The sequence below is a fragment of the Lysinibacillus sp. LZ02 genome, assembly GCF_050613145.1.
In the GTDB taxonomy this organism is placed as follows: Bacteria; Bacillota; Bacilli; order Bacillales_A; family Planococcaceae; genus Lysinibacillus_B.
Genome location: NZ_CP192507.1, coordinates 547136 through 565790, shown reverse-complemented (window position 1 = coordinate 565790; position 18655 = coordinate 547136). Strand labels below are relative to the sequence as shown.

Annotated in this window: 18 protein-coding genes, 1 riboswitch and 1 other annotated feature; of the genes, 9 read left to right on the top strand and 9 right to left on the bottom strand. The window is 41.1% G+C overall.

Annotation, left to right across the window (positions count from 1 at the left end; all coding sequences use genetic code 11):
- Positions 1-5 precede the first annotated feature (5 nt).
- The 5 genes from ACQQ2I_RS02640 to ACQQ2I_RS02620 all read right to left on the bottom strand — a co-directional run bounded on the left by ACQQ2I_RS02640 (position 6) and on the right by ACQQ2I_RS02620 (position 4824).
- The gene (locus ACQQ2I_RS02640; RefSeq protein WP_431029017.1) at positions 6-1133 is read right to left on the bottom strand and encodes an HpcH/HpaI aldolase/citrate lyase family protein; all 1128 of its coding nucleotides are present in this window, start codon (positions 1131-1133) and stop codon (positions 6-8) included.
- A gap of 160 nt (positions 1134-1293) precedes the next feature.
- Positions 1294-1872, bottom strand: a complete 579-nt coding sequence (locus ACQQ2I_RS02635) for a TerD family protein (RefSeq protein ID WP_431029016.1) — start codon at positions 1870-1872, stop codon at positions 1294-1296.
- A 12-nt stretch (positions 1873-1884) separates the two neighbouring features.
- On the bottom strand, positions 1885-2466 hold the full coding sequence (locus ACQQ2I_RS02630) for a TerD family protein (protein WP_431029015.1): 582 nt from the start codon (positions 2464-2466) through the stop codon (positions 1885-1887).
- A 21-nt stretch (positions 2467-2487) separates the two neighbouring features.
- The gene (locus ACQQ2I_RS02625; protein ID WP_391367857.1) at positions 2488-3105 is read right to left on the bottom strand and encodes a TerD family protein; all 618 of its coding nucleotides are present in this window, start codon (positions 3103-3105) and stop codon (positions 2488-2490) included.
- An 84-nt stretch (positions 3106-3189) separates the two neighbouring features.
- Entirely contained in the window at positions 3190-4824 is a 1635-nt protein-coding gene (locus ACQQ2I_RS02620; protein WP_431029014.1) for a YceG family protein, read from the bottom strand.
- A 244-nt stretch (positions 4825-5068) separates the two neighbouring features.
- On the opposite strand from ACQQ2I_RS02620, the gene ilvA reads away from it, so the two are divergent.
- The gene (gene ilvA, locus ACQQ2I_RS02615; RefSeq protein WP_431029013.1) at positions 5069-6334 is read left to right on the top strand and encodes a threonine ammonia-lyase IlvA; all 1266 of its coding nucleotides are present in this window, start codon (positions 5069-5071) and stop codon (positions 6332-6334) included.
- A 65-nt stretch (positions 6335-6399) separates the two neighbouring features.
- Here the strand turns inward: ilvA and ACQQ2I_RS02610 are convergent, their stop codons facing one another.
- The 4 genes from ACQQ2I_RS02610 to ACQQ2I_RS02595 form a co-directional block, all read right to left on the bottom strand.
- Positions 6400-7371: a nuclease-related domain-containing protein gene (locus ACQQ2I_RS02610; protein WP_431029012.1), complete on the bottom strand. Its 972-nt coding sequence runs from the start codon at positions 7369-7371 to the stop codon at positions 6400-6402.
- Positions 7372-7535: 164 nt separating this feature from the next.
- Positions 7536-8330, bottom strand: coding sequence for an ABC transporter ATP-binding protein (locus tag ACQQ2I_RS02605; RefSeq protein ID WP_431029011.1), 795 nt, complete (start codon positions 8328-8330; stop codon positions 7536-7538).
- Positions 8323-9354 (bottom strand): ABC transporter permease, encoded by a 1032-nt coding sequence (locus ACQQ2I_RS02600; RefSeq protein WP_431029010.1) that lies wholly within the window; start codon positions 9352-9354, stop codon positions 8323-8325. The genes ACQQ2I_RS02605 and ACQQ2I_RS02600 overlap by 8 nt, the downstream gene beginning before the upstream one ends.
- Positions 9355-9376: 22 nt before the next feature.
- Positions 9377-10390: an ABC transporter substrate-binding protein gene (locus tag ACQQ2I_RS02595; RefSeq protein WP_431029009.1), complete on the bottom strand. Its 1014-nt coding sequence runs from the start codon at positions 10388-10390 to the stop codon at positions 9377-9379.
- A gap of 452 nt (positions 10391-10842) precedes the next feature.
- A riboswitch (PreQ1 riboswitch) is annotated at positions 10843-10887 on the top strand.
- 6 nt (positions 10888-10893) lie between these two features.
- On the opposite strand from ACQQ2I_RS02595, the gene ACQQ2I_RS02590 reads away from it, so the two are divergent.
- From ACQQ2I_RS02590 to trpB (ACQQ2I_RS02555), 8 genes are all read left to right on the top strand, one after another.
- Positions 10894-11376, top strand: coding sequence for a QueT transporter family protein (locus tag ACQQ2I_RS02590; RefSeq protein ID WP_431029008.1), 483 nt, complete (start codon positions 10894-10896; stop codon positions 11374-11376).
- A gap of 188 nt (positions 11377-11564) precedes the next feature.
- Positions 11565-11772 (top strand) — a binding site (T-box leader).
- A 57-nt stretch (positions 11773-11829) separates the two neighbouring features.
- On the top strand, positions 11830-13008 hold the full coding sequence (locus ACQQ2I_RS02585) for a chorismate-binding protein (RefSeq protein WP_431029007.1): 1179 nt from the start codon (positions 11830-11832) through the stop codon (positions 13006-13008).
- Positions 13009-13013: 5 nt separating this feature from the next.
- The gene (trpD, locus tag ACQQ2I_RS02580) at positions 13014-14051 is read left to right on the top strand and encodes an anthranilate phosphoribosyltransferase (RefSeq protein ID WP_431029006.1); all 1038 of its coding nucleotides are present in this window, start codon (positions 13014-13016) and stop codon (positions 14049-14051) included.
- The gene (trpC, locus tag ACQQ2I_RS02575) at positions 14048-14836 is read left to right on the top strand and encodes an indole-3-glycerol phosphate synthase TrpC (RefSeq protein WP_431029005.1); all 789 of its coding nucleotides are present in this window, start codon (positions 14048-14050) and stop codon (positions 14834-14836) included. Before trpD ends, trpC begins: the two co-directional genes overlap by 4 nt.
- Positions 14833-15450: a phosphoribosylanthranilate isomerase gene (locus ACQQ2I_RS02570; protein ID WP_431029004.1), complete on the top strand. Its 618-nt coding sequence runs from the start codon at positions 14833-14835 to the stop codon at positions 15448-15450. The genes trpC and ACQQ2I_RS02570 overlap by 4 nt, the downstream gene beginning before the upstream one ends.
- A complete protein-coding gene (gene trpB / locus ACQQ2I_RS02565) occupies positions 15447-16628 on the top strand; it encodes a tryptophan synthase subunit beta (protein WP_431029003.1) in 1182 nt (393 codons plus the stop codon). Before ACQQ2I_RS02570 ends, trpB (ACQQ2I_RS02565) begins: the two co-directional genes overlap by 4 nt.
- On the top strand, positions 16625-17404 hold the full coding sequence (gene trpA / locus ACQQ2I_RS02560) for a tryptophan synthase subunit alpha (protein WP_431029002.1): 780 nt from the start codon (positions 16625-16627) through the stop codon (positions 17402-17404). Before trpB (ACQQ2I_RS02565) ends, trpA begins: the two co-directional genes overlap by 4 nt.
- On the top strand, positions 17405-18565 hold the full coding sequence (gene trpB, locus ACQQ2I_RS02555; RefSeq protein ID WP_431029001.1) for a tryptophan synthase subunit beta: 1161 nt from the start codon (positions 17405-17407) through the stop codon (positions 18563-18565).
- Positions 18566-18655 lie beyond the last annotated feature (90 nt).

Below are 18655 nucleotides of genomic sequence, written 5' to 3'. Positions count from 1 at the left end.
CTCCCTTACAGTAAATCGTTGAACTGACATTGCGGATGAAATACACCATATACTTCGGCTCGAAGAAGTACTTTTCGTGCCCACTCATAATGCGGCTTCATCTCATTCATTTTGTTGGCATACTCACTTTTCTGCACACCGACTGTCCCACGCTCGTGTTCCATAATGGAGAGCGCATCTAAATATTCTTCATGCGTCACGACATGGAGCGCATTAACAATATTAATATGGGTCGGATGAATCACTGTTTTCCCAATCAGCCCATTTAACCGATCGAGCTGTACTTCCTTGATGAGCCCTTCTGTAGCCGATACGGTCTGTTTCGTCACCACACTGCCCGTCTGTCCATTGTGTTCCATCGTTGCATCAAAGTATTCCCATACGCTACCCGACATGACAAACGGATAATCACTACGACCAAACACATTAAAAATATCAGCCAAACAATCCCGTACAACAACGATGTCATACAAGCTTGTCTGCTGTGTCCGACGAATACCGTAAAGCCCTGAAAAATCCGTCGTACCAATCCGAATATTTAAAATCGCCTCATAATGATGAATCAATTTCTCCCGAATCATTATCAAATTATGTGCCCGTTGTTCCTTGTATAAAATATCGCCTGTCTCTAAAATCGGCATCCCATAAAGGGTATAGCCTTTTTTTCGCTGTGCTTGTAATACCGTTAAATAATCGTCCGCGTTGTCCAATGAAAACTTCGGAAAGACATAGCCTGTTAACAGGTGTTGTAAAGCACCAAGCATTGCGGTCAATTGTGCTAATTGCGCTGGATGACGTACACGAATAAATAATAATGGGAACTCTTCCTGCTTCATTTCCCCATACTGTAGCGCAATCGCAAGTACCTCTAGGTTCTCATACACATTTTGTAGTGCACTTGCCACTTGTAAATCCCCAACTGCATCTTCTAAATCCACTACAACAGACGTGACGTTCGGAAACTTTTTGCTCATTAAATCTTGTGCTATATGTGGTTTTGTCGCAGGCATATAAAGCGTCGCACCTAAGCAATAGGCCAGATGCTCCTTACTGCTATCTTTTGAAAAGTGCGTCGGTCGCTTAAAAAAAATCGTTGCTAATGCTTCGTCACGTATATTCATAAAAAAACGCATAAAACCCTCCATTGAAAAGAAAAAGCTGCTCCTCTTGTGGAACAGCTTCCCCCTCTTTATCGATTAAAGTGGTAATGACTAGAAAAACATAACTCAAGCAACATCGTGCAAGATGATTGCCTCATCTTTGCAAATGACTTACTGATTTATTAAAAATTGTTTATACAGATAAGCCATACGTTCGCACTAATGCCGCTAACCCACCTTGATAGCCTGAGCCAACCGCATTAAATTTCCAGTCTTGATTGTGACGATATAGTTCACAGAACACTACGGCTGTCTCAATGGAGAAATCTTCCCCTAAATCAAAACGCAGTACTTCTTTCTCTGTATCTTCGTTAATTAAGCGCACGAATGCATTTGAAACTTGCCCAAAGTTTTGACGACGCCCCTCTGCATCATGAATCGTCACTGTAATCGCGATACGATCGACAGAAGCTGGCACTTTGGATAAGTCCACTTTAAGTTGCTCGTCGTCCCCATCTCCCTCACCTGTCCGATTATCTCCTGTATGGATAACAGAGCCGTCCGTACTTTGTAAGTTATTATAAAAAATGAAGTCTAACTCATTACGGCATTTACCGTCAGCGCCCAAAATAAAAGCACATGCATCTAAATCAAAGTCCTGACCACCATCGAAGTTCTTCACATCCCAGCCTAAACCAATGATAATTCGCTGTAGTGAAGGGTCACTTTTTGTTAAATCAATCCGTTGACCTTTGCTTAACTGAATTGCCATAAAACCTCTCCTTTATCCAACTTGTAGACCGAAATCTTTACATAAAGCGGCTAGGCCCCCTTGATAACCTGAGCCAATCGCAGAGAACTTCCATTCGCCGTTATGACGATACAATTCCCCTACTACAAGTGCTGTTTCAATGGAGAAATCTTCCCCTAAGTCATAACGAATTAATTCCTCGCCTGTCGCATCGTTCACAATGCGAATAAATGCATTGGATACCATGCCGAAGTTTTGGTTACGGCTTTCTGCATCATGGATCGTTACAGTAAATGTAATTTTTTGTACAGTAGCTGGTACATCTGTTAATGTCACATATACGACTTCATCATCGCCATCGCCTTGACCTGTTAAGTTGTCACCTGAATGGACAACAGAACCCACACCACCTGTTGTATTATTATAGAAAACGAAATCACTCGGGTCCTTTACTTTACCCGTTTCATCTAATAAGAAAATAGATGAATCTAAATCAAAATCGTTCCCTCCGTCGTATTTGTTCGTATCCCATCCTAAACCAATCATCACTTTTTTAATACCAGGGTTTGTTTTTGTTAAATCAACCTTTTGACCTTTTGCTAATGAAACAACCATTTTCAATTTCCCCCTTTAATTTTATGTAAAGCGTGCACAAACATCGCCTAATTTTAAATCTTGTGTCCCTGTACCAATTGCACCAAACTTCCATTCCCCATTGTGACGATAAATTTCGCCAGTAATGAGGGCCGTTTGATTTTGATAATCTTCTGATAAATTGTAACGAATCAACTCGCTATTATTTGATGGATCGATGACGCGAATATACGCATTGCGAATCATACCGAAGTGTTGTTTACGACCTTGCGCATCATAAATATTAACGACAAACACGAGTTTATTAAATTGGGCCGGCACAGCATTTAAGCTGACAATGATGGATTCATCATCCCCATCGCCTTGACCTGTTAAGTTATCACCTGAATGGACAACAGAGCTACATACACTTGTTGTTCGACCGAAATAGATGACATTCTCTTGGCTCACTAGTTTGTCATTTTGTAACATCAGAACAGATGCATCACAGTCAATATTCGGTTGCGAACTTCCCCCGCCGCCAAATAGACCACCTAAAAAGCCACCACCACTACTACGTTGTTCAACAGGGTCCCAGCCAAGACCTATAATCACTTTATTTAACCCAGCGTTTCCTTTTGTTAAATCGACGCGCTGTCCCTTTTGGAGATTGACTACCAATCAAACACACTCCCTTTCTATCCGAATTATCTAACAATTAAAATATTAACATCTATAAATTTTTTTTCCAATTAATGCGCCCACTTAAAAATCTCTTCGCTTAATACGATCGAAAATATTTTTTAACGACATGCGCTTATTTTTCGTTGATTGTGTTGTTTCGACAAGTACCTCGTCTAGCTTTAAATGAAATTCAATTTTTTCAAGACGGTGTGTCATGACAATTGGCTCTGATAAAAACAATTCAATATTATTCCCGCCACCTGGAGAGAAAATGAACACATCGAACCCTAAAAATGCGAGAAACACTAAAAACAATGCATCGCTACGTTGCATTTTGGTATCTTCTTCTATAAAGAGAATATATTTCGGGTTTTCATAGCTATAATCGAACTGACGATACAGCTTCAGTATTTCAGTTGGGATTTTGAAAAGCTGCCCCATGATAAACCCTTTATAATCAACCTCTGTTTCGTGTGACAGACGTTGAATGATTTGCATGTCAATTAAACGGATTAACGTTTTAGCAATATTTCGCTGGTTAGGAATCGGTAAATCTTTATATGGCCAGTTCACCATTTGAATCATTTTTTCCGCATCTAGTTCACCGTTTATACTCGCATCTTGTACATAAAATTGCATATTAGCTCGCTGCGGTTCGATGAGCGGAAACGTATGCTCCACATACGATAGCGAGTTCGCTTTTAACCGTTTTAGTTGATTCGCATATTCCCGCATATCTGCTGACACACCGTCGATTTTGCCGAAAAGGACCGGTAAGTATACATATTGTTCATCTGCATCGAACCCTTCGCGATGTTCAAGCTTTGCCTCACTTAAAATGAACATTTCATCATACGTTGTATTTAACAAAATAGCCCGCGTTTCATGCTCCATGTATTTCCACGGGTAATTAATCTTCGACGATTCATAGAAGTTTTGTTTTATATTTTCATACGTTCGTGCCGTTACTGTTTGTACTTGTAATGGTTTTTCATATGGAAACTCAAATAAGTCGCATGTTGCAGCAAGCTTTGTTACAGGTATACCGTGTAGCCCATACTTGGCCATTGCATCTTCCCCAGTAGGCTCAAAGATGACGATATCACAACCGAATAAGTACAAGAAATACATAAAGTACGCTTCACTTTCCGTCATTGGGCCGTACCATAAAATTTTCGGCATCTGCACTTCATAAGGTGTCTCCTCTAACCAAAGCGGGAAGTAATGCTTAGACCACTTCACGAAATCTAACACAATCCGCTGCAAGTTCGGATGTGCTAAATGAGGATATTTGTTATCTATTAACTCTAACCATGCTTTAAAAGCTTGCATCATTTGGTCTTTATAATCTGTCTGCATTAGCGGAAGCAATTGTCTTGCGACAAAGAACGCCAACATCCGATTCAGCGATAACGGTGTTTGCTTATGTATTTGCAAAATATTAATAATTTCTGTTCTTGTTTGCGCGTCAATTGTTTTTGGCAATCCCTCAAATAGTCGTGTCCAACCGATCGGCAATGCTTGTAAGTTATATAAATATTCCTTCATTGTATGTTCATCATCAAAAATACCGAGCATTGTTTGAGCGATACGCGTATATCGAATACTTTCTCCTCTTTTTTCATACAGAGGTCTTGCTTGTAGCGGCTGCGTAATGACGCTTTCCCATTGTTGTTCTAAAGCATCGGTCAAATCTAGTGGTTGCAATACAATCACTATGCCCACCCCTTCATTTAACAAATAGTTCCTTAAATTATACGTTATTTCACATCTTAAGAATATGAATTACTCTTTTTAAAAATTGTGCATGATTTTACCTTTAACCCTTGTCACGAAAGAGATAACGCTTTCATTATGAAATTTTCTTTAATTTTTAGAATAAATGAAATATTAGTAACATTTCGTCTGTATTTTATGATAGAATTAGTCAATGTTTTTCAATAACGGAGGTTACATATAAATGGAAGAAGTTGCTCAACCAAAAACCGTGGCCGTCGAGAACGTATTAATTGCACATCATTTTTTAAAAGATGTCGTCGTTCATACGCCACTTCAAAAAAATGATTATTTATCGGAAAAGTACGGCGCAACAATTTATTTCAAACGAGAAGACTTGCAACACGTACGCTCATTTAAGCTACGTGGCGCTTACTATAAAATTAAAAAAATTGAAGCAGAGGCACGCGAAAAAGGCGTTGTTTGTGCAAGTGCAGGCAATCACGCACAAGGTGTAGCTTATGCATGTGCACACTTAAAAATTCAAGCAAAAATTTTCATGCCAAAAACGACACCGAAACAAAAAATCGGACAAGTGCGTATGTTTGGTCGTGAATTCGTGGAAATCATTTTATCAGGTGATACATTTGATGATTCAGCAGCAAGTGCACTTGAATATTGTGAAGAGCACGATATGATTTTCATTCACCCATTTGACGATATGGATGTCATGGCGGGGCAAGGTTCCGTAGCAGTAGAAGTGATGAACGACATCGAAGAGCCAATCGATTTCATTTTCGGTAGTGTTGGCGGTGGCGGTTTAATGTCTGGTGTGTCGGCCTACGTAAAAAATCTATCCCCTCATACAAAGGTCATTGGGGTCGAACCTGCTGGCGCTGGTAGTATGAAAGCGGCCATGGAACAAGGTGGTCCTGTGACACTTGATTGGATTGATAAGTTCGTCGATGGTGCTGCTGTACAATGTGTCGGTCAAGAAACGTATCACGTATGTCAGCGCTATTTAGATGATGTAATGCTTATACCAGAAGGAAAAGTATGTACTACGATTTTAGATTTATATAATAAGCATGCGATTATTGCAGAACCTGCTGGGGCATTACCCGTCGCTGCACTGGATTTCTACGCGGATCAAATTCGTGGAAAATCGGTCGTTGTCATTATTTCAGGCGGAAATAACGATATTGGTCGTATGCAAGAAATTAAAGAGAAATCGTTATTATATGAAGGTTTACTGTACTACTTTATCGTCAACTTCCCGCAACGTGCGGGAGCGCTTCGCCAATTCTTAACAGAAGTACTTGGCCCAACAGATGATATTACGCATTTCGAGTACACGAAAAAGAACAATAAAGAAAGCGGTCCTGCATTAGTAGGCATCGAAGTACTCGACCGCGCAGATTACCCAGAGCTACTCCAACGCATGAAAGCAAACGGATTTGAATATAAAGAAGTGAACAAAGACAGCACACTATTTGGTTTATTAGTGTAAGGATACCGTGAGAAACCGCGCATTTGAGTAATGCGCGGTTTTTATCAGCGATTTTTCTTGAATTATCAGCGGTTTCTGCGATATATCAGCGAATTCACTTCACTTATCGGCGATTTTTCAAAGATATCAGCGATTCGATAACGACGCCCTTTATTTGTCCCCTCATAAGTCACACATAACGACTGCAACAAGCGCTTCGCTGCATCTGCCGAATCCATTTCGACATAATCACGAAACTCTTTATTCGTTATCCACTCACCGACTAATACATAATAATCAAACAACGCTTCCCGTAATGGCACATTACTGCGGTAATGACAGTACACACATTCAAATTTCCCGTGTTGAAAATGCATTTTTCGTTTATAGTGACAGCGAGAGCACAACACACCTTTCATGATTTTGGACAAATCTAGATCGAATTGCACTACTGGTTTACTATAGTGTTTCTTCAACTGATCTACGACTGCATCATATTTTTCTTGATTGACAGGCACAATATGTTTTAACAACAGCTTGCTTACATGTGTTTCTAAGCCACTTACATGAAAAACGCCTTCATTTTCCGGCGTCCTTCCAATGATTGCTTTACTATTTGAGAAAACAACAGCATATTCTATTGGTAAGGACTCTCCGATTAACTGGCGAAGGGCTCGGGCATGGCGTTTTACTTGATCAATCGGGTTTCTAAATCCTTCTACCTTTCCATCTTGCTTTATTCTGATAAACTGATGCCTTTCTTCATCGAAATGAATTTCGCCTACCATATTTTTAATTTCAAGTATTAACATAAATTGCTTACATACAAAGACGGTATCAACCTGATAAGAAAAACCATTGAGATAGAACGAGTAATCGTGGAATAATGCATATGTTGTATGTAGATTCATATCTTGCCAACGCAAATCTACATACCGTTCTCCCGCATACCCAGCTTCTATTTTAAGTAAATCGTCTTCTAATTCTGAAAAGCCTCTTCTAATCGAACATTGCAGTTTCCTCAGCTTTTCTGGCACACTTCTATTTAAAATAATCATCCATCCCCCTCCTTACCTTGGAGTATAGAAAAGGAGGTAGCCTTTTTCCAATAAAAATAACAAAATTCACCAAACTCGTAATTTGGTGAATTTTATTTCCTGGGTAATATATTAAAACACGACAAAAAAAGACAATGCCACTAACGCAGCATTGCCTTCCACTATTAACCTAATAACGCGCGGTCTGAGTTCATTTTCTCCCCACGGATACGTTCGAACTCTGCCATTAAATCTGGAATCGTTAAATCCGGTTTACGATCCGCACCGACCTGTAAAATAATTTGCCCTTTATCCATCATAATAAGGCGATTGCCAAGGTCAAGTGCTTGTTGCATATTGTGTGTAACCATTAATGTTGTTAAATTGTCCGCATCTACAAGTTCCTTTGTTAAACGTGTAATTAACTCCGCGCGAGACGGGTCCAGTGCGGCGGTATGCTCGTCTAACAACAAAATAGATGGTTTTGTAAATGTCGCCATCAACAGCGACAGCGCTTGTCGCTCACCACCTGAAAGTAAACCGACCTTTGCAGATAAACGATTCTCTAAATTTAGCCCTAAACGCTCAAGCGATGTTTTAAAGTAATCGCGGCGCTTCTTATCGACACCAAAACGGAGGGTACGCTTTGCATTCCGTGAATAGGCAATCGCTAAATTTTCTTCAATCGTCATCGATGGTGCTGTACCGGCCATCGGATCTTGGAATACGCGACCGATAAAATGTGAGCGTTTATATTCTGGTAATCGCGTCACATCATTTCCATTAATCGATACCGCACCAATATCAGGCGTCAATGCACCTGAAATCATATTCATCATCGTTGACTTCCCTGCACCATTACTCCCGATAATCGTCACAAAATCACCAGGTGCTAAATGCAAATTAATATGATCTAAAGCCACCTTTTCATCTGGTGTACCTTCATTGAAAATTTTGTTAATACCGTCTAATTTAAGCAAGTGGCTCCCCTCCTTGCTCTACTGCTCGTACTGAAGACTTACGCTCTGCAATACGCCTTGCTTTTCGTTTTTTCTCTTTTCGTTTATCGATGATTTGCGGAATCACTAACGCTAAAATAACGATGACAGCTGTAATCAGCTTCATATCCCCTGTATCTAAAAATTCCACACGGAGAGCAAGCGCATAAATAATACGGTAAATAATCGCACCTACAACAACGGCAAACGTAGTACGTACAATGGTCTTTGTGCCGAAAATGGCTTCTCCAATAATAACAGAAGCAAGACCGATTACAATCATCCCGACACCCATTTGAACATCAGAAAATTTAGAGTATTGCGCAATTAATGCACCTGCAAAAGCAACCATCGCATTCGATAAACCAAGGCCGAGAATAATAAGTGAATCTGTATTCGCCGAAAAACTCCGAATCATGCGCTTGTTATCGCCCGTAGCACGAATAGCTAAACCGACCTCTGTTTTTAAGAACCAGTCGGCAATCAATTTAATAGCGATCGTAATGACTAATATAACTAAAACTGTCCCATATGTTGATGGAAGTGAAGTAAGCCCCATTCCACGCAACATATCGTTAATAGCTGTATCAATTCCTAATCCAGCCCAAAAGCTTTGGAACTGTGTAAACATTGTGTCTGCTGTTAATAAAGGAACATTGGAAATACCTGTCGCGCTTTCCTTTGTTGTACCCATAATTCGAAGGTTAATGGAATATAGGGCAATCATCATTAAAATCCCTGAAAGCAGTGGATTTATTTTTCCTTTTGTGTGTAAAAGTCCTGTCATACATCCTGCAATAAATCCAGCTACTATCGCGACTAATGTAGCAATGATAGGGTTGTAGCCCAGCACGATCATCGCCGCTGCTGTTGCCGCCCCTGTAACAAAGCTTCCATCAACCGTTAAATCCGGAAAATCTAACACTCGGAATGTTAAGTACACCCCGAGTGCCATAATTGCATAGATGATTCCTTGCTCAACAGAACCGAATAGAGCTGTAAACATATTGAATCATCTCCTAAGTTATTTATTCGATTACTTCTGCATTCCAAGTATCTTTAATTTCAAGACCTAAATTGGCTGCAGTTGCTTTATTGATTGCAAGCTTTAAGTTACCTGGATATGTCGCTGGAATCTCACCAGCTGATTTACCATCTTTTAAAATTTCAGCAGCCTTTTGTCCTGCTTCATAACCAATATCATAGTATTCGAAACCGTAAGCTGCTAATCCACCACGTGCTACAGAGTCCTTCTCACCAACGATTAATGGTAATTGATTTGTATTGGCTACATCAATAACTGATTCAAGTGCGGATACGACTGTGTTATCTGTAATAATGTATAAAGAATCTACTTTTCCAAGTAATGATTCTGTCGCTTGCTTTACTTCAGCTGAAGTCGATACCGCTGCTTCAACAAGCTCCAACCCTTGTGCTTCCAATGCCGCTTTTACTTGCTCCACTTGTACAACAGAGTTTTGCTCACCTGTGTTATATACTGTACCGACCTTTTTCGCACCTAGCTCCTCTTTTAGGAACTTCACTGTATTAGCAATTGTCTCTGGGTGTAAGTCGACAGTACCTGTCACATTGCCACCTGGTGCTTCCATAGAAGCTACTAATTCTGCCCCCACTGCATCTGTTACAGATGTGAAGATAATTGGAATATCAGCTGTTGCTGACTTCGCCGCTTGCGCTGAAGACGTTGAGTTAGCAAAAATTAAATCTACTCCATCCCCTACTAGCTTTTGTGCAATCGTTACCGTTTGGCTAGGATCACCATTTGCTGTATTGTATTGATATTCTACATCTAGATCAGCATCTTCAAGTGCTTTTTGGAACCCTTCATATGCGGCATCTAATGATGGATGCTCAACAATTTGTGTCACACCGATTACGTATGTTTCTTCCTGCGCCTTGTCACCATCTGCAGAACCTGTTGATGCATCCGACGAGCTTGTGTCATCACTGTTACATGCCGCAAGCATTAACGCTAACCCTGCTGCCGATAAAAATGAAAACTTTTTTAAAGTAATAGCCATTTCTGTTATCCCCCTAGAACTATTTATCTATTTGCACTTTGCCGATTCAGCCTAGCAAAGTATGAATGTACCGCTATCTTACACTCATATTATCTGACAGTCAATAACATTATGAATTTTCTAAATAATAGAAATCCAATTTAGGACATTTTTACGCTTTAAAGCGCTAAATCACCTTGTCAATTATCATTTAAATATCAAAAAACACTTACAGCAATTTTCTAATAATTAATTTTCAGTATCTAGTCTTTAAGTCTAGTTTGATATTAAATGAGGGGGGACTTGGTAGCTTAACAAAGAATCTCTATTTCATTCACATATGTAAGACGGCACGCTAAGTACGAACTCCTAGTTAACAGTATATTTAGAGTTTTATTTACTATTTATCTATTTCGATTTATAAAACATTTGACGGTAGCAGTCTATTATACTAAAATATTACTTCGTGCTAAAGCGCCGTGGTTCGAAACCATCCCACGTAAAAAAACTAGGAGGAATATAATATGAAGGTTAAATTTATGGCAACGACAGGGATTATTGCAGCACTGTATATTGCTGTGACAATGCTCGTTGCACCGTTTGGATTTACAGAAGTTCAGTTCCGTATTTCTGAAATATTCAATCATTTAGTAGCATTTAATCCTCGTTTTTCAATTGGGATTATACTAGGGGTATTTATTTCCAACATCTTTTCACCATTAGGAATGTATGACCTTATTTTCGGTGTTGCACACTCTATCATTACAATTTCAATTTTTGTATTGATTTGTAAATTAGTGAAAAATATTACGGTACGTTTAGTAATAAATACACTCCTATTTACATTTACAATGTTTATTATTGCCTTCGAATTAAATCTAGCACTGGAGCTACCTTTCTTCTGGACATGGTTAACAGTAGCAGCTGGTGAATTCGTCGTATTGGCAGTAGGTGCACCGATTATGTACCTATTAAATAAACGTTTAAATTTCAAAAATTTAATTTAAAATTTTTCAATCGAGCGGTGAATGTACCGTTCGATTTTTTTATGGATAGCGTTCTTATACATTATTATTTTCTGAAAATATTGACTTATCGTTCTTTTCCTCGTACAATGATACTAATTATAATGTTCGGGTTGGTTGAAGATTATGGGGAGCTGTAATCGCCATACGAGCAGAGTGAAGAATAGCTGAGCAAATTGATGAATAAGAAGAGTAGCAAGCAGCAAAATGTTTAGAGAGCGCGTGGTTGGTGGAAACGTGTCATTTTCGCTTGTGAATGGGCCTTATGAGAGTCGCTAGCATGAGTTGGCGAACGGGATATCTCACGTTACGGGATTCGAGATGGAAGCTTTTTTAGCTTCAACTTGAGGTGGCAACGCGGTTCATATCGTCCTCTACAAAAAGTGTTTATGCTTTTTGTAGAGGACTTTTTTATTTTAGAAGAGTGGAGTGAGAATGATGATTAAACACACATTACGTACGACAATTAAAAAAGTAAATGGTGATTGCTTAACACCTGTATTAATTTTTAATCGCCTACAAGGTACACGTAAATTTTTATTGGAAAGTTCAGCGAAGCACGAAACGACAGGACGCTATTCATTTATTGGGGCCAACCCACGCAAAACATACACAGGGTCGAATACAACATTAACGGAAATATCACATCTAACAGGACAGTCTTATAGTTACGAAGGTGATTTAGTTCGTTCATTAAAGCAGGTCATGCCACGTGTTTCGAATCATACAGAATATCCATTCACGGGCGGGGCAATTGGTTATATTCGCTTCAACCGTGAACAAAGCACGATTCCAGCTGTGCATTTCCATGTATACGACACCATTGTAATTTTCGATCATGTAACAGATGAATTAACCATCGTCCACACAAACATCGATGCTGAAATAAAAGAGCCCAGTATCGACGACATCATTGACCAAATTTTAAACGGAACAGCCCTCTCGCCGACCGAATTTTCAATGGGTGCATTCACAGAACAAACGACACTCGCCCAATTTGAAGCACAAATAAAACAGGCACAAGACGTGATTGCAACAGGAAAAGCAACAGAAATTGTACTGTCACGAAAGCTGCAAGCGGATTTCTCAGGGGATGCATTCTCCCTCTATCGTGATTTACGTGTAAAGCTGCCTTCTCCTTATTTATACTATATCGAATTTGATGATCATACAGTCATTGGTGCGTCACCAGAAAGTATTGTGACGGTATATGATGGACAATTAAAAACAACAACCGCAACGGATATTGAAGCTATCTCAGTAAAAGAATCACTTCAATATGACGGGCATACAGCTTCTGGCATCCTCTCCCCTACTTTGCACGCAATTGATGCATTAACGCATTTATTGCCTGCAGATAGCGTAACAGGGAAATCAAAAAAGCTAGCCTTACAAGCGATTCAAGAAATTGAATCTGAACAGCGCGCACTTTACGGTGGGGCAATCGGTTATATCGGCTTTAACGGTCAAATTGACTTTGCGTTAGCCTCTCGTACAGTGCTTTTACAACACGGGCAAGCAACAACGGAAATCGGCGCGACAGTTACAGCAAACAGTAACCCGCAAGAGCTGTATCAACAAACACAGGCACTTTTGCAAGTGAAGAAAGGATGAGTACGATGACTTTACAAGCTTACACAACGCGTGTCACAAGCGGTGAAAACTTACTATTTGGTGAAATGGTGCAAGCCGCGCAACTTGTTTTTAATGAAGAAACACCAAAAGAACAGATTGCAAACTTTCTTCTCGCATTAAGTGCAAAAGGTGAAACAGCCCATGAAGTCGCTGGCCTTGCTTCTGTCATGCGATCGCATGCTGTGCAAGTAGATGTACCTGAAGGCATTTACATTGATAACTGCGGTACGGGGGGCGACGGACTACAAAGCTTCAATATCTCCACAACCGCTGCATTCGTCCTAGCTGGTGGCGGACTGCTTGTCGCAAAGCATGGTAACCGAAAAATTTCAAGCTTATCTGGCAGCTCAGATGTATTAGAAGCACTTGGAATCGGGCTTTTATCGAATCTTGAACAAACAACTGAACTATTAGCACAAGAAGGGATTGCCTTTTTACATGCACCGAATATGCATCCAAAGCTAGGGCGTATCGGGGAAGTACGACGCGCAATCGGCAAGCCGACGATTTTTAATATGGTTGGTCCGCTCACAAATCCCGTGCCGCTACAAACACAATTTGTCGGCATTAACCGCCCTGAATTTACAACAGATTATGCACAAGTACTCGATATGCTTGGTCGCAAGCGTGCAATGGTTGTATCGGGGGCGCGCGGGATGGATGAGGCCTCACTCGAAGGTGAAAATACATTTGTCTTACTCGATCACGGTGATCTTTTACCATTTAAACTCCGCGCCGAGGATGTTGGGTTAACACCGCAGCCGCTTGAAGCGATCCGCGGCGGGAATGCAGAGGAAAATGCCGTTATCTTACGAGAGCTGCTTGCGGGCAAACAAAGCGCCTACTTTGACACGGTTGTGTTAAATGCAGGGATCGGTTTCTTTGCTTACGGCTTAGCGGAAACGATGAAAGAAGGCATTGAGATGGCGAAGGACAGCATTTTCTCAGGACGTGCGCTGGATAAACTAAATGCCGTTGTCGCATATAGCAAAAAAATGAAGGAAGCAGGTGCCAACACATGACGATTTTAGATCAAATCATTGACCATAAAAAAACAGAATTACCGGGCTTAAAAGCAAATACACCACCATTTAACACGGTAGAAAAACAGCGTCCATCTCTTTATGAAACGCTGATTCGTGCAAACCGTCTGCAAGTTATTTCAGAAATGAAGCGTGCCTCTCCTTCAAAGGGCGATATTGCGACACATATTGAACCAGTCGAGCAAGCAACACAGTACGAAAAAGCAGGCGCTGCTTGTATTTCGGTCTTAACAGAGCGCAAATATTTTAAAGGCTCGTATGACGATTTACATGCCGTCGCAAATGCCGTGAATATCCCGGTATTATGTAAAGATTTCATCATTGATGAAGTACAAATCGATTATGCGAAAGCAGCCGGCGCTTCAGTTATTTTACTCATCGTTGCGGCTTTAACAGATGAAGCATTAGCGAAACTACATCAATATGCGAGTCAACACGGACTTGAAGTGCTTGTAGAAGTACATGACGTAGAAGAATTAGAACGTGCCTTAGCGATCGATGCACGCATTATCGGTGTAAATAACCGGAACTTAAAAACATTTGAAGTTGATTTAAAGCAAACAGAAACGATTGCTCGTGCATTTAACCGCGATGATATTGCATTCATTTCTGAAAGTGGGATTTGGAATGAACAGGATGCAACACTTGTCGCAAGCTACGGAGCTAAAGCAGTCTTAGTTGGTGAATCGTTAATGCGCAGTGGCAATGTTGTAGCAGACCTTCAATCACTCCAAATCGAGCTGAAAGTTGGCGAAGCACAATGACATTCGTCAAAATTTGTGGATTAAAAGAACCCGAGCACGTACAAACAGCTGTGGATGCAGGGGCGAATTTTATTGGCTTCGTCTTTGCGCCAAGTAAACGTGAAGTCACAATCGAACAGGCGCAAGCTTTAGCCAAACACATTCCTGATAACGTGAAAAAAGTCGGTGTCTTTGTAAATGCAGATGAGGGCTTTTTAAAAGAGGTATACGAAAAAGTACCCCTTGATTACATTCAATATCACGGCGATGAAACAAATAAATTCATTCAACAAATCGGATTACCTGCGATTAAAGCATTTTCTATTCGGAGTCAGGAAGATGTCGCAACGGCAGCAAGCTATGATGTCGATTATTACTTATTTGACGCACCAGGTACTGATTACCGCGGTGGTAGCGGGCATACGTTTGATTGGTCATTACTTGAACAATCGAATATTCCCCGTGAAAAAGTCATCTTAGCAGGTGGGCTAAACCCTACTAATATCGCGGAAGCCATTCAACTGGTGCAACCATTTGGCGTTGATGTTTCAAGTGGTGTGGAGCGAGATGGTGTGAAAAATCATGCGTTAATACAAAGCTTTTTACAAGGAGCTAAAGGAGCGAAAACACAATGACGACAGGACGTTTCGGGGTATACGGCGGACAATTCGTACCGGAAACTTTAATGACCCCATTAATCGAGCTTGAAAAAGCCTATAACGAAGCAAAGCAAGATCCTACTTTTACCGAGGAGTTACATTACTACTTAAAAAACTATGTAGGACGTGAAACACCACTTTATTTTGCAGAACGTTTAACGGAAAAATGCGGCGGTGCAAAAATTTATTTAAAGCGTGAAGATTTGAACCATACAGGGGCACACAAAATCAACAATGCACTCGGTCAGGCGCTCCTTGCCATTCGTATGGGGAAAAAGAAAATCGTGGCTGAAACAGGCGCGGGTCAACACGGGGTGGCAACAGCTACAGCGTGTGCCCTGCTCAACCTTGAATGTATCGTATATATGGGCGCCGAAGATGTAAAACGTCAAGCACTCAACGTATTCCGCATGGAGCTTCTTGGGGCGAAAGTCGTCGCAGTAGAGAAAGGCTCAGCTACACTAAAAGATGCAGTAAATGAAGCACTACGTCACTGGGTGACACATGTTGAAGATACACACTATATTTTAGGGTCAGCTTTAGGTCCTCACCCATTCCCAACGATTGTACGTGATTTCCAACGCGTCATTGGGGATGAGACACGTATGCAAATTCAAGAACAAGCAGGTCGCCTACCAGATGCAGTCGTCGCTTGTGTTGGTGGCGGTAGTAATGCAATTGGTATGTTCTACCCGTTCGTTGAAGATCACGATGTGAAATTAATTGGGGTGGAAGCAGCAGGTAGTGGTATTAAAACAGGTAAGCATGCTGCGGCCATTGCTGGCGGACAAAAAGGCGTATTGCACGGGGCATACATGTACCTACTTCAAGATGAAAATGGTTTTGTCCAAGAGGCACACTCCATTTCAGCTGGCCTTGACTATCCTGCTGTTGGTCCAGAGCATTGCTATTTATCGGATATTGGTCGTGCAACCTATGATGCGGTGACGGATCAACAAGCACTAGAAGGCGTGAAGCTACTTTGTGCAACAGAAGGCATTTTACCTGCGTTAGAAAGTGCACATGCCATTTATTACACATCACAGCTAGCAGCAACTATGACAAAAGATGACATCATCGTCGTTTGTTTATCAGGACGTGGTGACAAAGACGTACACACATTAATTGACGCAATGGGAGGACAGGGGCAATGACATTACAACAAGCAATTGAACAAGTAAATGCGCGCGGTGATCAAGCATTTGTTCCTTATATTATGGCGGGTGATGGTGGACTCGAAGCGCTTCGTCATACAATTCTACGTTTACAGGAGCTTGGTGTGACGGCCATTGAAGTTGGTATCCCGTTTACAGACCCTGTTGCAGACGGCCCAACGATCGAAAAAGCCGGTGAACGTGCACTCGCAAACGGCACAAACTTACGCAATGTATTAGCGACATTAAAGGAATTTGCGGCTGAAGTCACAATTCCACTTGTTGCGATGACATATTTAAACCCTATTTTAGCTTACGGAGTGGCAGCCTTTGCACGTGATGCGTATGAGGCAGGCATTCGTGGATTAATTGTACCGGATATGCCACTTGAGGAAAGCACCATTATTCATGAAGAACTTCGTGCAGCAGGCATCTCGCTTGTACAGCTTGTATCTTTAACAAGCCCGCCAGAACGTATTGCAAAGCTGGCGAAAGCAAGTGAAGGCTTTATTTATGCGGTAACAGTAAACGGTATTACAGGTGCACGTGCTGATTTCGCTAGCAATTTAGCTGAGCATTTTGCACAATTAAAATCATACAGCGCAATACCTGTTTTAGCTGGTTTCGGTATTTCGACACCAGCACACGTCGCTAATTTCGGTGCATTTAGCGACGGGGTCATCGTTGGTAGTAAGATTGTAGACGCTTTAGCCAATGGCGACTGGAACACAATTGAGCAGCTCATAAAAGCATCTAAACAAATGGAGGTAAAGTAAATGGAAGCGACAAAACAACGTGGCTATTTTGGTGAATTCGGTGGTAGTCAAGTACCGCCAGAATTACAAAAGGTATTAGATATTTTAGAGGAAAACTTTGAGAAGTACAAAGATGATGAAGACTTCAATCGTGAGTTAAACTACTATTTCGAGGAATATGTAGGACGTAAATCCCCGCTTTATTTTGCTGAAAACTTAACGAAACAGTGTGGCGGCGCAAAAATTTATTTAAAGCGTGAAGATTTAAACCATACAGGCTCGCATAAAATCAACAACGTATTAGGGCAAATCCTACTTGCAAAACGCATGGGCGCAAAACGCGTCATTGCGGAAACAGGTGCGGGTCAACACGGAGTAGCAACAGCAACTGTCTGCGCGATGTTCGGCATGGACTGTACAATTTACATGGGTGCTGAAGATACAAAACGCCAAGCACTGAACGTATTCCGTATGGAGCTGTTAGGTGCAAAAGTAGTGGCTGTTGAGAAAGGGCAAGCTCGTCTAAAAGATGCAGTTGATGAAGCTTTTGCAGACCTTGTCGAAAACTATGAAAATACGTTCTATTTACTCGGCTCAGCGGTTGGTCCTCACCCATTCCCAACAATGGTGAAGCACTTCCAATCGGTTATTTCAAAAGAATCAAAAGAGCAGCATTTAGCGAAGGAAGGTAAACTTCCGACTGCGGTACTCGCTTGCGTTGGTGGCGGTAGTAATGCCATTGGTGCTTTTGCTGAATACATTGATGACGAAAACGTTCGATTAATCGGCATCGAGCCAGATAAAGCAGCAACGATGGCGCACGGTACACCTGGTGACTTACACGGCTTCCGTTGCTTAGTACTGCAAGACGAAGAAGGCAACCCACTGCCAACATATTCGATCGCAGCAGGTCTTGACTACCCTGGTGTGGGTCCTGAGCATAGCTATTTAAAAACAACGGGCCGCGCTGAATATGTAGCCGTGACAAATGAAGAAGTACTAGAAGGCTTCCAAACGTTATCGAAAGTAGAAGGCATCATTCCTGCATTAGAATCTTCACATGCAGTAGCCCATGCATTGAAATTAGCACCGACATTATCGCCAGAAGATAGTATTATCGTCAACATTTCTGGCCGTGGTGATAAGGACGTTGAACAAGTATTTGACATGTTGAACAAGTAAAATGAGAAAGATCCAGCTCATACTTTATTGGTTGAGCGGATCTTTTTTGTTGGGTTTTTGCTCGTGCCAGGGGTTTTGACCGGATACCGC

Excerpts from the sequence above, each read along its gene's own strand:
- trpB (WP_431029003.1), top strand. The coding sequence starts at position 15,447 with ATGACGACAGGACGTTTCGGGGTATACGGCGGACAATTCGTACCGGAA.
- ACQQ2I_RS02595 (WP_431029009.1), bottom strand. The coding sequence starts at position 10,390 with ATGGCTATTACTTTAAAAAAGTTTTCATTTTTATCGGCAGCAGGGTTA.
- trpD (WP_431029006.1), top strand. The coding sequence starts at position 13,014 with ATGACTTTACAAGCTTACACAACGCGTGTCACAAGCGGTGAAAACTTA.
- ACQQ2I_RS02585 (WP_431029007.1), top strand. The coding sequence starts at position 11,830 with ATGATGATTAAACACACATTACGTACGACAATTAAAAAAGTAAATGGT.
- ilvA (WP_431029013.1), top strand. The coding sequence starts at position 5,069 with ATGGAAGAAGTTGCTCAACCAAAAACCGTGGCCGTCGAGAACGTATTA.
- ACQQ2I_RS02630 (WP_431029015.1), bottom strand. The coding sequence starts at position 2,466 with ATGGTTGTTTCATTAGCAAAAGGTCAAAAGGTTGATTTAACAAAAACA.
- ACQQ2I_RS02635 (WP_431029016.1), bottom strand. The coding sequence starts at position 1,872 with ATGGCAATTCAGTTAAGCAAAGGTCAACGGATTGATTTAACAAAAAGT.
- trpB (WP_431029001.1), top strand. The coding sequence starts at position 17,405 with ATGGAAGCGACAAAACAACGTGGCTATTTTGGTGAATTCGGTGGTAGT.
- ACQQ2I_RS02590 (WP_431029008.1), top strand. The coding sequence starts at position 10,894 with ATGAAGGTTAAATTTATGGCAACGACAGGGATTATTGCAGCACTGTAT.
- trpC (WP_431029005.1), top strand. The coding sequence starts at position 14,048 with ATGACGATTTTAGATCAAATCATTGACCATAAAAAAACAGAATTACCG.
- trpA (WP_431029002.1), top strand. The coding sequence starts at position 16,625 with ATGACATTACAACAAGCAATTGAACAAGTAAATGCGCGCGGTGATCAA.
- ACQQ2I_RS02640 (WP_431029017.1), bottom strand. The coding sequence starts at position 1,133 with ATGCGTTTTTTTATGAATATACGTGACGAAGCATTAGCAACGATTTTT.
- ACQQ2I_RS02610 (WP_431029012.1), bottom strand. The coding sequence starts at position 7,371 with ATGATTATTTTAAATAGAAGTGTGCCAGAAAAGCTGAGGAAACTGCAA.
- ACQQ2I_RS02600 (WP_431029010.1), bottom strand. The coding sequence starts at position 9,354 with ATGTTTACAGCTCTATTCGGTTCTGTTGAGCAAGGAATCATCTATGCA.
- ACQQ2I_RS02570 (WP_431029004.1), top strand. The coding sequence starts at position 14,833 with ATGACATTCGTCAAAATTTGTGGATTAAAAGAACCCGAGCACGTACAA.